The sequence below is a fragment of the Kocuria sp. CNJ-770 genome, from assembly GCF_001942375.1.
Taxonomy (GTDB): domain Bacteria; phylum Actinomycetota; class Actinomycetes; order Actinomycetales; family Micrococcaceae; genus Kocuria; species Kocuria oceani.
Genome location: NZ_MKJW01000126.1, coordinates 1 through 11,355, shown reverse-complemented (window position 1 = coordinate 11,355; position 11,355 = coordinate 1). Strand labels below are relative to the sequence as shown.

At 63.5% G+C, this 11,355-nt stretch carries 17 protein-coding genes and 1 pseudogene; 6 read left to right on the top strand and 12 right to left on the bottom strand.

Annotated features, from left to right (window positions below; translation table 11 throughout):
* Window positions 1-799: glutamate--cysteine ligase (locus BJF77_RS15440; RefSeq protein WP_255396309.1), on the bottom strand; the 799-nt coding region annotated here is incomplete at its 3' end.
* 132 nt (window positions 800-931) lie between these two features.
* Window positions 932-1,174, bottom strand: coding sequence for a hypothetical protein (locus tag BJF77_RS15435; protein WP_075872725.1), 243 nt, complete (start codon window positions 1,172-1,174; stop codon window positions 932-934).
* A gap of 396 nt (window positions 1,175-1,570) precedes the next feature.
* Between BJF77_RS15435 and BJF77_RS15430 the strand changes: the two genes are divergently transcribed.
* Window positions 1,571-1,804, top strand: coding sequence for a helix-turn-helix transcriptional regulator (locus BJF77_RS15430; protein ID WP_075872729.1), 234 nt, complete (start codon window positions 1,571-1,573; stop codon window positions 1,802-1,804).
* A 202-nt stretch (window positions 1,805-2,006) separates the two neighbouring features.
* On the opposite strand, the gene BJF77_RS15425 is transcribed toward BJF77_RS15430, so the two are convergent.
* Together BJF77_RS15425 and BJF77_RS15420 are read right to left on the bottom strand one after the other, a co-directional pair.
* Window positions 2,007-2,243 (bottom strand): histone-like nucleoid-structuring protein Lsr2, encoded by a 237-nt coding sequence (locus BJF77_RS15425; protein ID WP_075872724.1) that lies wholly within the window; start codon window positions 2,241-2,243, stop codon window positions 2,007-2,009.
* 48 nt (window positions 2,244-2,291) lie between these two features.
* Window positions 2,292-2,768, bottom strand: a complete 477-nt coding sequence (locus BJF77_RS15420; protein ID WP_075872723.1) for a hypothetical protein — start codon at window positions 2,766-2,768, stop codon at window positions 2,292-2,294.
* A 240-nt stretch (window positions 2,769-3,008) separates the two neighbouring features.
* On the opposite strand from BJF77_RS15420, the gene BJF77_RS15415 reads away from it, so the two are divergent.
* Both BJF77_RS15415 and BJF77_RS20205 read left to right on the top strand, forming a co-directional pair.
* Window positions 3,009-3,602 carry a recombinase family protein gene (locus BJF77_RS15415; protein WP_075872722.1) on the top strand — a complete coding sequence of 198 codons (594 nt, stop codon included), beginning with the start codon at window positions 3,009-3,011 and terminating at the stop codon, window positions 3,600-3,602.
* Window positions 3,603-3,851: 249 nt separating this feature from the next.
* Window positions 3,852-4,484, top strand: coding sequence for a hypothetical protein (locus BJF77_RS20205; RefSeq protein ID WP_139318607.1), 633 nt, complete (start codon window positions 3,852-3,854; stop codon window positions 4,482-4,484).
* 115 nt (window positions 4,485-4,599) lie between these two features.
* On the opposite strand, the gene BJF77_RS15405 is transcribed toward BJF77_RS20205, so the two are convergent.
* Both BJF77_RS15405 and BJF77_RS15400 read right to left on the bottom strand, forming a co-directional pair.
* Window positions 4,600-5,031: a hypothetical protein gene (locus tag BJF77_RS15405; RefSeq protein WP_075872720.1), complete on the bottom strand. Its 432-nt coding sequence runs from the start codon at window positions 5,029-5,031 to the stop codon at window positions 4,600-4,602.
* A 228-nt stretch (window positions 5,032-5,259) separates the two neighbouring features.
* Complete coding sequence (locus BJF77_RS15400) at window positions 5,260-6,084, bottom strand: hypothetical protein (protein WP_075872719.1); 825 nt, start codon at window positions 6,082-6,084, stop codon at window positions 5,260-5,262.
* Window positions 6,085-6,618: 534 nt separating this feature from the next.
* Between BJF77_RS15400 and BJF77_RS15395 the strand changes: the two genes are divergently transcribed.
* On the top strand, window positions 6,619-6,870 hold the full coding sequence (locus BJF77_RS15395; RefSeq protein WP_075872718.1) for a hypothetical protein: 252 nt from the start codon (window positions 6,619-6,621) through the stop codon (window positions 6,868-6,870).
* 101 nt (window positions 6,871-6,971) lie between these two features.
* On the top strand, window positions 6,972-8,273 hold the full coding sequence (locus BJF77_RS20200) for a pentapeptide repeat-containing protein (protein ID WP_075872717.1): 1,302 nt from the start codon (window positions 6,972-6,974) through the stop codon (window positions 8,271-8,273).
* Between the two features lie 132 nt (window positions 8,274-8,405).
* Here BJF77_RS20200 and BJF77_RS22050 read toward each other — a convergent pair.
* Window positions 8,406-8,591, bottom strand: a pseudogene (locus tag BJF77_RS22050) (IS3 family transposase); the annotation flags it as partial.
* 114 nt (window positions 8,592-8,705) lie between these two features.
* Entirely contained in the window at window positions 8,706-8,891 is a 186-nt protein-coding gene (locus BJF77_RS15385; protein ID WP_075872716.1) for a hypothetical protein, read from the bottom strand.
* Window positions 8,892-9,101: 210 nt separating this feature from the next.
* Between BJF77_RS15385 and BJF77_RS15380 the strand changes: the two genes are divergently transcribed.
* On the top strand, window positions 9,102-10,070 hold the full coding sequence (locus BJF77_RS15380) for an NAD(P)/FAD-dependent oxidoreductase (RefSeq protein ID WP_075872715.1): 969 nt from the start codon (window positions 9,102-9,104) through the stop codon (window positions 10,068-10,070).
* Between the two features lie 126 nt (window positions 10,071-10,196).
* Here the strand turns inward: BJF77_RS15380 and BJF77_RS22045 are convergent, their stop codons facing one another.
* The 4 genes from BJF77_RS22045 to BJF77_RS15365 form a co-directional block, all read right to left on the bottom strand.
* Window positions 10,197-10,415, bottom strand: coding sequence for a GNAT family N-acetyltransferase (locus BJF77_RS22045; protein ID WP_255396312.1), 219 nt, complete (start codon window positions 10,413-10,415; stop codon window positions 10,197-10,199).
* Window positions 10,355-10,543, bottom strand: a complete 189-nt coding sequence (locus BJF77_RS22040) for a hypothetical protein (protein WP_255396313.1) — start codon at window positions 10,541-10,543, stop codon at window positions 10,355-10,357. Before BJF77_RS22040 ends, BJF77_RS22045 begins: the two co-directional genes overlap by 61 nt.
* Window positions 10,544-10,634: 91 nt before the next feature.
* Window positions 10,635-10,904 carry a hypothetical protein gene (locus BJF77_RS15370; protein WP_139318605.1) on the bottom strand — a complete coding sequence of 90 codons (270 nt, stop codon included), beginning with the start codon at window positions 10,902-10,904 and terminating at the stop codon, window positions 10,635-10,637.
* 75 nt (window positions 10,905-10,979) lie between these two features.
* Window positions 10,980-11,315, bottom strand: a complete 336-nt coding sequence (locus BJF77_RS15365; RefSeq protein WP_139318604.1) for a hypothetical protein — start codon at window positions 11,313-11,315, stop codon at window positions 10,980-10,982.
* Between the last annotated feature and the right edge of the window lie 40 nt (window positions 11,316-11,355).

Genomic DNA, 11,355 nt, shown 5'->3' with positions numbered 1-11,355 from the left:
GGGCCGGTGGGTGACCGGCCCGCCAGCGGCGGGCGCTGGTCTCGACCAGGGCCCGGATGAGGGTCGCGAGCACCGCGGCGTGTTCGGGGTCCCAGCAGACGTCGGTGACCCGGATCTCCACGGTCGGCTGGTGGTCGGACAGGCGGGCGTCGAAATAGAGCATGCCCGCATCCAGGGGCACGCCCGAGGCCAGCAGCTGCTCGCAGTGGCGGTCGTAGGCGTGCGTGCTGCCGAACACGTCGGTGGGCCCGGTCGCCGGCCACTGGCTCCAGAGCTGGTACCGGTAGCTGTGGAAGCCGGTGTCGGTGCCGTTCCAGTACGGGGAGTTGCTGCTGAGCGCCAGCAGGACCGGCAGCCACATCCGCATCCGGTCCAGGATCGCGACCCCTTCTTCGCGGGAGTCGGTCTGCACGTGGACGTGGAATCCGCCGGTGAGCTGGTGGCGGGCGGTGATGGCGCCCCGGGCGGCGATCTGCTCGAAGCGGTGCTCGGGCACCAGATGGGTGTCCACCGGCACCGGGGCGGTGGCCACCGCGACCGCCCGGCCACCGACCTCCCGGGCGGCGGCATCGGCCAGGGCGCGCCCGGCGCGGATGGTGTCCAGCTGCTCGCTGAGGGTGGTGCACGGAGGATGGGTGACTTCCAGCTGCTCCTGCTGGAACTCGACCGCCAGCCGGTGTCCGGTGGCGGCGGGCTGACGGTGGTGGTCGACGAGGTACTGCCCGACCGGCATCGGCTGCAACGAGGAGGCCTCGATCAGCAGCAGCTCCTCTTCCACACCGAATGTACGCACACCCACGATGCTCTCATCCCTGGGGGCGCTGCGGACACCGGCATGGATGCTTCCCGCGGTTGTCCGGTACCGGGGTCGTGGGCCAGAGGGCGGGGCCGGCCCCGACGGCCCGGTGTATCGGGGCCAGGTGGCCGGCGGTCACTCGGGGTTGTCCGCCTGCGCCGGACTCTCCTCGTCCTCCTCCAGGCGGGACTGATCCTGCGTGGCGGTGGAGTTCTGCGATGTCTGCTCGGCCAAGCGGTGCTCGACGGCCTCGGCGAACTGCTCCTGGGCCGCGGCCCCGGCCAGACCATCCGGTGTTGCGTCGGTGGAGGCGGTGCGGTCCTCAGGCTCTTCGGGGGTCGGGGTCGAGGATCGGGGAGTGTCAGGGGTGGGGGTCATGGCTTCCTCTGCTGCGAAGGTCGGGGACCGGGCGGTATGCAGCCACCGCCCGGGCGTTGTGGGGAGGTGCGGGCTGGGGGCTTGGAAGCTCCCGGGGACCGGCGGGGTGCATATCGCGGCGATGGGGTGCGGATCCGCCGATCGCCTCACTGCTGCGGACGGGTAGGACGTGGGCCGGCCCCGATGTCGTTCCTATCGCCTCCTGCCCCCGGAGCACAAGCCCCGCACCGACAGGGAATCGGCCGATCCGGCCCCGCCCTGACCAGCGCAACCGCTGGCCAGGGTGATCTTAAGCGTGGTGCAGGTGCCGGCAGCGACCGGAAGAGACCTGGTGAGCCCCCTGCGGATGGTAAGGTGGCTTGGTATATGACGAGCGCGGACGGGAAGGTGAGAGCCATGCGCAACGACCTGAAGGCTCTTCGGGCCGCCCGGAGGATCTCCCAAGGACAGTTGGCCATCGCGATCGGTGTCTCCCGGCAGACGGTCTATGCCCTGGAGAACGACCGCAGTGACCCCTCCCTGCCGATCGCCTTCGCCTTGGCCCGGTACTTCACCTGCCCCATCGAGCAGATCTTCCACGACAACGCCGGTACCGCGGCGACCGGGACGACATCCGCCCAGCCGGGCTGACCCACCCATCCTCCACCGGGTGCGCTCAGCACCCCCTGTCGCCACCTCGCGCAACAGCGGCGAATCGGTGTGGGGCTACAGCATCCGGCCGGGCACCGGACTGGACAACAGTGGGGAGGGCGTCTCAGGTACACGCTGCTGCGGGCGGAAACCCTGCCGCCAGCCGGCGGGCTCGAGGGGGTCCTGCAGAACCCGGGACTCCTCAGGAACTTCCCCGCCGGTGACCGCGCCTGGCCCGTGGCGCGACCCTGCGGCCGGCCACCGCATAAGCGCGCAGCGCCTCATCCGACGGCGCGCACAGCGCCTGGCGCAGCTGCCGGGCATGGGAGCTGGAAAGATCGATCAGATACTCCTTGCCGCCCCAGCTGAACTGGAGAGTCTCCTCGGCGCAACCGCCGTCGAGGTCATCCTGCAATCGTCCGTCAGATGTTCGAGCCATGGATACCATTCCTTCCCCTCCGATCGGGGGTGGGATCGTGGAGCATGTTCAGCTGCGGTCGGAGCCGTCTTCGGCGGGTACTTCAGTGAACGCGTCGTCACCTAATGCTTCCGTCGTTTCCACGGCGTCCGCCGGTGCCGCGGCTTGAGTGCGGTTACCGGTAATCACGGTGCCCTCGGTGGTGAGGTCCACGCAGAGCATGCCGTCCTCCACGAACGGCTTCCACCGCCGGGTGGCCGTGGTGTCGATACCGTAGTGGGCGGTGAACGCGGTGGCCGAGACAATCGCCTGCCCGGGCCCGCGCTTGGAGCCTTTGCGGACCGCATAGGCGTGTGGGGAGGAGTCATCGGTGACGCGCAGCGCCATGATCTGGCGGTCACGGTCGTGGAGCAGCTCCACCGTCTCGGCGTTCCCGATGAGGTCGTGGGCGGCCTTGTTCAGCGAGATCACACCCCGTTTCTGGATGGTCACGCTCGGCGCCTTGGCCAATGGGGTCATCCTCTTGTCAAAGACCTCGAACGGCATGGTTACCCCTATGGCTTGCAGCTGACAATGGCAATCTTCATCGTAACCATTGCACCTGTTTATTCGACAGCCAGGTGCGCCCCACGGCGTGTGTCTCTGAAGGCATGGGATGCGAGACGTCTCGTCCGGGAAATTTGCTCCCGCGAGTTTCCGCGGTTCGGCCTGTCTCGCATCCTTGTGCTTTATCCATGCCGCTAAAATCGGCTACTCAACGTCAGTTGCGAGACAGATGAGGTGGGCATGGGGAAGCTGATCGGTTACGCCAGGGTGTCGACGCGCCAACAAGACGCAGACCGCCAAGTGTCTGACCTTCTGAGTGCCGGCGTGCGACGTGATGATGTGTACGTAGACAGTGGAGTGTCTGGAAGCCGTGCGTCCCGTCCCGCCTTCGACAAGGCGGTGGCCGCCCTCGAGTCGGGCGACACGCTGGTGGTCACGACACTGGACCGCCTGGGCCGCTCGACGCAGAACATGCTGACCTTCGCCGAGGCGCTGCGGGGGAGAGATGTCGGGCTACGGGTGCTGAACCTGGGCGGGGGAGACGTGGACACCGCGACTCCGATGGGTTCGATGGTGTTCACGGTAATGGCTGCGCTGGCTGAGATGGAGTTGGAGATCAAGCGGGAGCGGATCACCGATTCGGTGGCCAAGCGGAGGGCCGCCGGCAAGGACCTCGGCGGGCGGCGCCAGACCTTCACCGACTCGCAGATCCGCAACGCCCTACGGCTGATCGAGTCTGGGGAGCCGGCCACCCAGGTGGCCCGCGATCTCAGCATGTCCCGCGCGACCTTGTACCGGAGGATCCGGGAGCTCCCGCAAACGACCACCATCTGAATCCGTCGGTACCTGTGAACACCGTGGTGCGTATGACGCAGCTGTGCGGGCTTTTCATCGCGCGGGGTAAACGGGCATGACAACGACGCCTGGTTGCGGGCGCTCCGCACGGGCGCATCCGGGCCCGCTTGGGGTCCCACCAACGCGCGCTGTGGACCATCTAGGTTTGGGCCTTGGTGTCGAACCCACGCCACGCGCGAAAGTTGGTTGCAGAGACACCGAGCTGGAATGGGCCGGTAGCGTCCTGGGATGGACCTCAACAGCTGGACAGTAGAAACATGGGTCGCGGTAGCGGCTGCAGTGATCTCCATGGGCGCCTTCGCAGCGACCGCATTCCAGGCCAAATCAGCTCGCGAGCAAGTCTCCATTGCCCGAGACCAAGTGGTAGAAGCCCGACGACAAAGCGAGCTCCAAGAGCAGATAAGGAAAGACAGTCAAGCCCCGTACGTATGGCTCGACTACCGCCCCAACAGGAGTTCCGAGTCCGCGATCGATCTAGTGCTGAAAAACGAGGGGCCCACTACAGCGACACGGGTTAAAGTGCGTATGGATCCGCCGATTCCTCGAATTGTCAACGGCAATCAGCAACAGTTCATGAACTTGGATGGCTTCACCAACGGATTCTCAGCCCTTCCTCCCGGCCGGGAAATGCGCTGGTTCATCGGCATAGGGCGGGAAATCTTCGCCCGGGAGGGCGACCAATCTCATCGAATTGCAATTAGCTATCACGGCCCGGACGGGCCTGTCGACCCCACCGAGTACGTTCTAGATCTCCGTGAGTCGAAGCACACTTCCATTTACACACCAGCGACCATGAAGCAGCTTGTCGAGGCTATTAAGGCCCAGACGAAGGCGATTGGAAGCCTCAAAGAAGAGCAGTAGAGGTAATCGGTGAGCTAGCCGGGTCCGGTGCGACGCTCGGAACTATTTATGTTGCGCTTCACTCCTCGACCTGAAGCGCTACACGAGAAAATCCAAGCAGAACCTCATGCTGGTGTCAGCTATTGATAATGTTATTGACGCCCATAATGATGACTAAAGCGATGGCCCCTAGGGACAGCAGGATGTTGACTGCGAAGACGGCGACGGTGGTCAGACGCTCCTTCTTGGGTAGCTGCTTGTGCCGTCGGATGCCGTAGGTGAAGAGCGTCAGAAGCGGTGGGGCGACCATAGCGACAAGGCCCGCAAAGGCAGTCATGATGATGCGGTCAAACTGCTGTTGATCCTTAATCATCTGCGCGATGGAGACGATCGTTACCGTGAATACCCCAACGATGGCTGCACTGTAAACGTTGACGGTTACGTTCTTCCAGAAGTCCGCGTCGGCAAGCCAGCGGATTGGCGGGTATGGCGCCTCACTCAGCTTGATGAATGGACGCTCCGGCTCTTCTTCGGGGGTAGTCCCAGGTGCGGACGTAGTGGCTGTCATGCAAATGACTTTACTCAGGTCGCCGGACACGGATGGGACTGCCCCGGTTTGCTTGACCCGTTGACCTGCCGCATATCAGTAGGGGTTCCCGTAGGCGCCGTATCGGATGCTGGAGCCGCTGTCCGGTGATGGCGATGTGCTCGTGCGGGACGCCGTGAACCGGGGGTTGGGCCTGGTGCCGGAACACTGAACGGCTTTTGGCGTCTTTACCGTGAGGCGGTGAGCTAGCTACTCGTTCCTCTCGCTTGGACATCCCCCGCCGCCCATGATCTGGCCCAAAATGTTATTCCTGTCGGGCGGGGCGGTTTCATAGGTATCACATACCTCACCACCCAGGTAGGCGTGCTGGATCGTTCCCTCGCCCTCGTTGTAGCCATGACCGGCGACCATGACCTCCTCGCCTTCGTTGAACAACCACTGCGTGTGTCTCTCCTGGCCGTCCATCACAGTCATGCGAATGTTCACGGAGCACACGCCATTGGAGCGGAGGGTCAGCCCCACTGACTGCTGCTCGTCCTTACCGAGCACGATGATCTGTTCATCAAAGTACTTGCGGGCGGTTCCACCGGTGTCATCAGGGTCATAGACGAGAGCTTCCGGGGACGGCTGGTCCAAATCCATGACTATCCGGGCGGTCGGTGCAATCCCTGCGGGTGGGGATTGTAGCCACACCAGGGTGCCCGGCTGGAAGTCGTTGCACTCGGCCACCGCTTTCATGTCGATGATGGACACCGGCCGGTCACGGTTGCCCGTGAGCAGGACATCTACTTCTCGTTCACCCAGGATCATTGCGCCGTCGCTTTGCAACGCCAAGATCTGCCCGGGCGTTTCCATGGCGCTGAGGTCGTCGAGCCTTTGCTGACTGAACCCATCGGTGCCAGGCACCCACATCGCCTGATGCTCCCACTCCGGTACAGCGCGGACCATGACCGGTTCGCCGGTCGCGGTGTAGTTCCTCATCACGTCGACCACCCGGTCGCCCGCTAGGGTTTGCAGCGCACCGCCGAGGACTACCAAAGCGAAGCTCCACCCCCAGATGAGCGGGGCCGACATCAGGGTCTGCGCCTTGGATCGCAACGATGGCTTGTCGCCGTCGTGCCGATCCCGTGGTGCTCGTCCTAACGAGCGGTGACTCCCGGCCATGTTGCCCCCCTGTGGATGCTGGTGCTCATCAGGGACACGCTTTACCCCTGTCTTGCCGCAATAGTGGGTCTCGCCCCTAGCCAGATCGAGGGGACCAGTCGCATGATACTGCCCGGACTGGTCCAGGCGGCCGACTGGGACTGATGCACCGATGGGCGACGTTTTGACCTGACCTACGGTTCGGTTGCCAGTTGTGGTCGCTAGCTTCCACCGGTAGTGAGTGCCTGCATCCCAGACCTATCACCGCGCACCACTGCCCACCAGCCCCGTGGTGGTGGTCCCGCGGGGATGCCGGTCGGGCTACTGCCGTCCGGGCTACTGCGGGGCGGGCACACCTTGTGGTCATTGCAGTTGAGGTTCCCACTGTGGTGCTCTCCGGTGGAGCCCGGTTCCACCCACGAAATCACCGCCGCACGGGCCCACTGACTGGGTGCCTTGTAACCGATGGCCGCCGCCGGGCTGCCGGCACTGGCGGACAAGGGTTACCAGGGCGTCGGCATCGGAGTGCACACCCCCATCAAAGGCGGAAACCTCGGGCGGACCAACCGCAACTACAACGCGCTGCTGACCCAACGATGGAAAGCCCTGCGCCACGTCGCTCTCTCACCCTCGAGGGTCGGCGCGATCGCCGCCGCCGCCCTGTTGCTCATGATTTTCGAGTGCGGATCCGGTGAGACAACCTCCCTGTGGGCTTAAATGGCGGCATGGAAGCTCGACGCAAAAATGCAAAGCCTGGCCCTGACTTGGGACGGTGGTTACGGCAAGCGATCGTCGACGTCTTCCAGTTCGGACGTCAAATGAAGCTTTGGTACGCCCGGCGGCGCCAGCGGGAACCACTCAACCTTTTCCAGGCGTCAGCGTTGACACTGTTCGTTCTGGCCATCTTTGCTCTCGCTCTGTGGTGCGCGTTGGCATGGGCCCTGGCTCAGGCATGGCCTTGGGAACTCTCGGCTACCCAGACCACTGAGTACTCCGTGGCTCGCATGGTGCTTTTTGTTGGCGCTGGCATGATCGGGGTAATTGGCGTGGTTGTGGCCTACCGCCGTCAGCAGGCGCACGAAAAAGGGCAATTTTTGGACCGGTTGGCCGAATCAGCTCGCTTGCTGGGAGATCAAAATCCGACCATCCAAGCTGCTGGCATTTACGCCCTTGCCGGATTGGCCGATACCGAGCATCGTTCCCGCCAGCAACAGTGCATTGACGTGCTCTGTTCCTATATTCGATTGCCCTACACACCTTCCATGGAGGACGGGGGCGGGACTATGACCAATCTTGTGCGCAAAAGTACCATGCCTACGGAGACTGGGTCAGTCGAGGAGGAGCGGACTCTGGCTTTCAGGCCGTACGATCGACAGACTCGAGAAACCATTATCCGAGTTATCACTCAGCACCTACGTGACGGCGCACCCGTGAGCTGGTCCGAATTAGACTTTGATTTCACGGGTGCAACCTTCGACTACGGCGACTTCAGCCTTGCTGTATTCGCCGGTCAAGTTAGCTTCCAGAGGGCCCAATTCGTCGGTGAAGAGATATCTTTCGCGGGTGCTAAGTTTACCAGCGGTAAGATCTCCTTCATGAATACTGAGTTCATCGGCGATGCCGTCTTATTCATAAATGCCGAATTTACCGGCGGCGAAGTATCTTTTATGAATGCTGAGTTTACCGGTGATCTGGTTTCCTTTATGGGGGCCACGTTTATGGGCGGTGTCGTAGATTTTATAAGTGCTGAATTTTCCGGAGAGTCGGTGCATTTTATGGACGCAGAATTTATTAACAGTGAGATGTATTTTACGAGTGCTAAGTTTATCCGTCCTGGAGTTTCCTTTACCTGCGCCAAATTTATCGGTGGGGTGGTCTCTTTTTCCTACTCTGAGTTCATCGGTGGGGTGGTCTCCTTTCTGGAAAGTGAGTTCACCGGTGGGATGGTCTCATTTAAGGACGCTAACTTCAAAGGCGGCGTTGTCAACTTTGAAGAACCTGTAAGTTGGAGCAGGCACCCTGAGGTGCCTTGGGGCCAGGGGGGTGAGGTCCCTCCCGGAGTCTTACCTCGAGAATGGCCGCCCTCCCTCTATATACCTCCGTCCAACGACAAGGAATAGAAGTGGACCTATACTATCTTGTGGTCAATGAGGGCCAGCCGACGCCAGTTCTACTGACTGGCAGGGGACTGCCTCGACTTTCCTTGACTCTCTGACCTGCCCCACGGTTCACTTACCCCGTGGCGTCTGAAACTAGGCAGGGATGCATGGTGCTTTGTAGCGTAGTTTGTGGGTGACTGGGGACTCGTAGTCGAGTTGCCAGTGGCGCCGTTGGCGATTGTAGAAGATTTCGATGTACTCGAAAGTCGGATTGGCCAGATTGATCTGGGTGCGTCACCTCTTTCGGTTCAGCAGCTCGATCTGCATGGAGGATCGAAACAATTGTGACGCCCTGGCAGAATCCACGATCGGCCTATTCAAGAACGAAGCAGTCCGCGACGACTCTCCGTTCCCTGCTGGACTATTCGTAAAATTGGCTTTGGTGGCTAGTGATCATCGGGGACGCAAATAATCGCGCTTCAGCTTGAAACCTCCGGCCCCAATGAAGACTCCGATGAAAATCATTGAGATTCCTTTGAACGGGTGCCCTTCGACGAGGTCGAAGAAACCCGACACGATGATGCTGAATACCCCCACGCCCAGAACGCCGAGTATCACAAACCGACTGAACTGGTCCATGCCTTGACGCTAGTGCCTGAAGCGAAAGCGTGTCCTGACACTCTAAAGGAGACCTCAAGACACCACTGGATCCGAGAACGGGAGTTGCAGTTGGGGTTGCTTTCCGGGGATGTCCGGCTTCTGCTGGGGTTGGGGGTCTGGTGGAGGTTGTTGCGTAGAGTGGGGCGGATGATCGATGTACTGCTTGCCGTCAGCTGAAGGAGAGGACCTATGGCGTTTGATCTGCCTTCGGCTGTCGACGTGCTCGTGGTCGGTGGTGGCCCCGCCGGTCTGTCCGCGGCGACCTGGCTGGGCCGTTACCAGCGCTCCACCGTGGTCGTGGACGCGGGGCAGCAGCGCAACCTGTCCGCCGAGTTCGCCCACGGTCTGCTGGGCCGGGATCCGACCACCCCGGGCGAGCTGCTGGCCGAGGCCCGCGCCGGACTGGAACAGTACCCCCAGGTGGTGCTCCACCACGGGAGGGCCACTGCCCTGCGTCGGGATGAGGGCGGCCTGTTCCACGCCACCGTCGACGGCGCCGAGATCTCCGCGGAGCGGGTTGTGCTGGCCACCGGGGTCCGGGATCAGGTGCCGGAGGTTGCCGGCTTCGCCGATCACTACGGCATCGACGTGCATCACTGCCCGGCCTGCGACGGGTACGCCGCCCGCGGCCAGCTGGTGATCATTCTGGGTTCCGGCATGCATGTACCGGCCTACGCCGCGGAGCTGCTCGACTGGGCCGACAGCGTGCGGGTCGTCACCGGGACCACCGAACCGGCGTTCGACGAGGAGCAGCGTGCGGTCCTGGCCGACTACGGGGTCGAGGTCGTGGACGGGGTCGCCGAGGCGCTGATCGGGGCACCCGGCGCCTTGGCGGGGGTCCAGCTGGCCGACGGAGAACTCGTGGAGGGGGACAAGGTCTTCTTCTCCTACGCCCATCACCCCACCAACGACCTCGCCCGGCAACTCGGGTGCGAGCTCGACCACGAGGGAGGGATCGCGGTCAACGGGTTCCAGCTCACCAGCGTCGACGGGGTGTACGCAGCGGGGGACATCACCGCGGGCCTGCAGCTGGTGCCGATCGCCATCGGCAAAGGAGCGGCCGCGGGGGTGGCGTGCGCCACTTCGCTCAGGGGGCACCGGACCACTGGGGCGGCCCCCGCCCCGGCCCCGCCGACGCGCTTGTTCACAGCGCGCTGACGACCACGTCCGGGCAGCGGCGGAACATCCTGCTGCTCGAACGGCGCGGCGACACCATCGGAATGATCACCGGCCTATAGGCAGGGAGGGGGCGACCGCGTGCCGGAGGTGCCTTGTGCGGGGGTGTCAGCGGTCTCCCGACTGCAGGGCCGCCAGGTGGTCGTGGTGGGCCGGGACCGTGTGCTGCTGGTATTCCGGGTGCTCTTCTACATATGCGGCGAAATAGGTGCAGACCGTGACGATGGGCAGGCCCTCGGCCACGGTGTCGTCGAGGGCGAATCCGGTCAGTCGCCCGCCCAGTCCCTGTCCGGTGTAGTCGTCCTCGACGACGGTGTGGAAGAAGATCCGCTGCGGGCCGGCAGCGTCGTCGTAGTCCTGGTAGTGGCGGTGCCGATGACGGTCTGGGCGTCGAGGAGTTCGTAACGGTGACGTTCGGGGGCGCGACGGACGGTGATCGTGGAGTGCTGGTCCATGGGTGCTCCTGGAAGGTGGGTCAGGGACGGACCCGGGCGGCAGAAGACCTGCAGGGCGCATGGGTCCGGCTGCGGGGATGCAAAGGGGATCTCAGGCGGGGCCGGTGGTGGCGCGGGTGTCGAGTTCGGCGACGACTTCTTGGTGGCGGTCCTGGGTGAGCGGGTGGGGGCCGGCGGGGTTGGTGAGGGTTTCGTGGTCGAGCTGGCGGCAGAGCTTGCTGTGCAGCACGTGCAGCTGGGTCAGGGACAGGCCGGCCACCTCTGTGGGGAAGTCCTCGGTGGACTCCAGACCGGTGCCACCGGTGGCGGCCGGGGCCGGATCGGGCACCGGGACAGGGCCGACGGGGTCATGATTGTCCATGGTGGCAGTCTCCCTCATCTAGGCGCCCGCTCCCTCATGTGGGTGCCCGGTGGAGAAGCGGAGTGTGCCTGCGGGTCATGCCACGGCCCCAGTAGCCAGCGTGGCCCCCGAATCGAGGTCGTCCTGGCTCGATTCCTCGTCGGGGAGAAGGATGTCCACCGAGCCGGCGGCGGGGCCGGTGTCGTGTTCGTGGTCGATGGCCCAGCGCAGCGATTCCACGGCGTTGTCCTCCACGTTCTCAGCGCCACGCGGATCGGCGCGGATGCTCTCGTGCGGAGCCAAAGCCCTGGCTTGGCGGATCAGCGGGTGCAGCCCTTGCTGGTTGGTCTCGGTCAGGTGCCCGGTCACGACCAGGTTCACATAGGTTCCGTCCATGTCGATGTCGGCAAGCACGGAGATCTTGGAATCCATGAAGGGCATTTCCTTTCCTCGGGGCGAGCGAGGTGCCCGG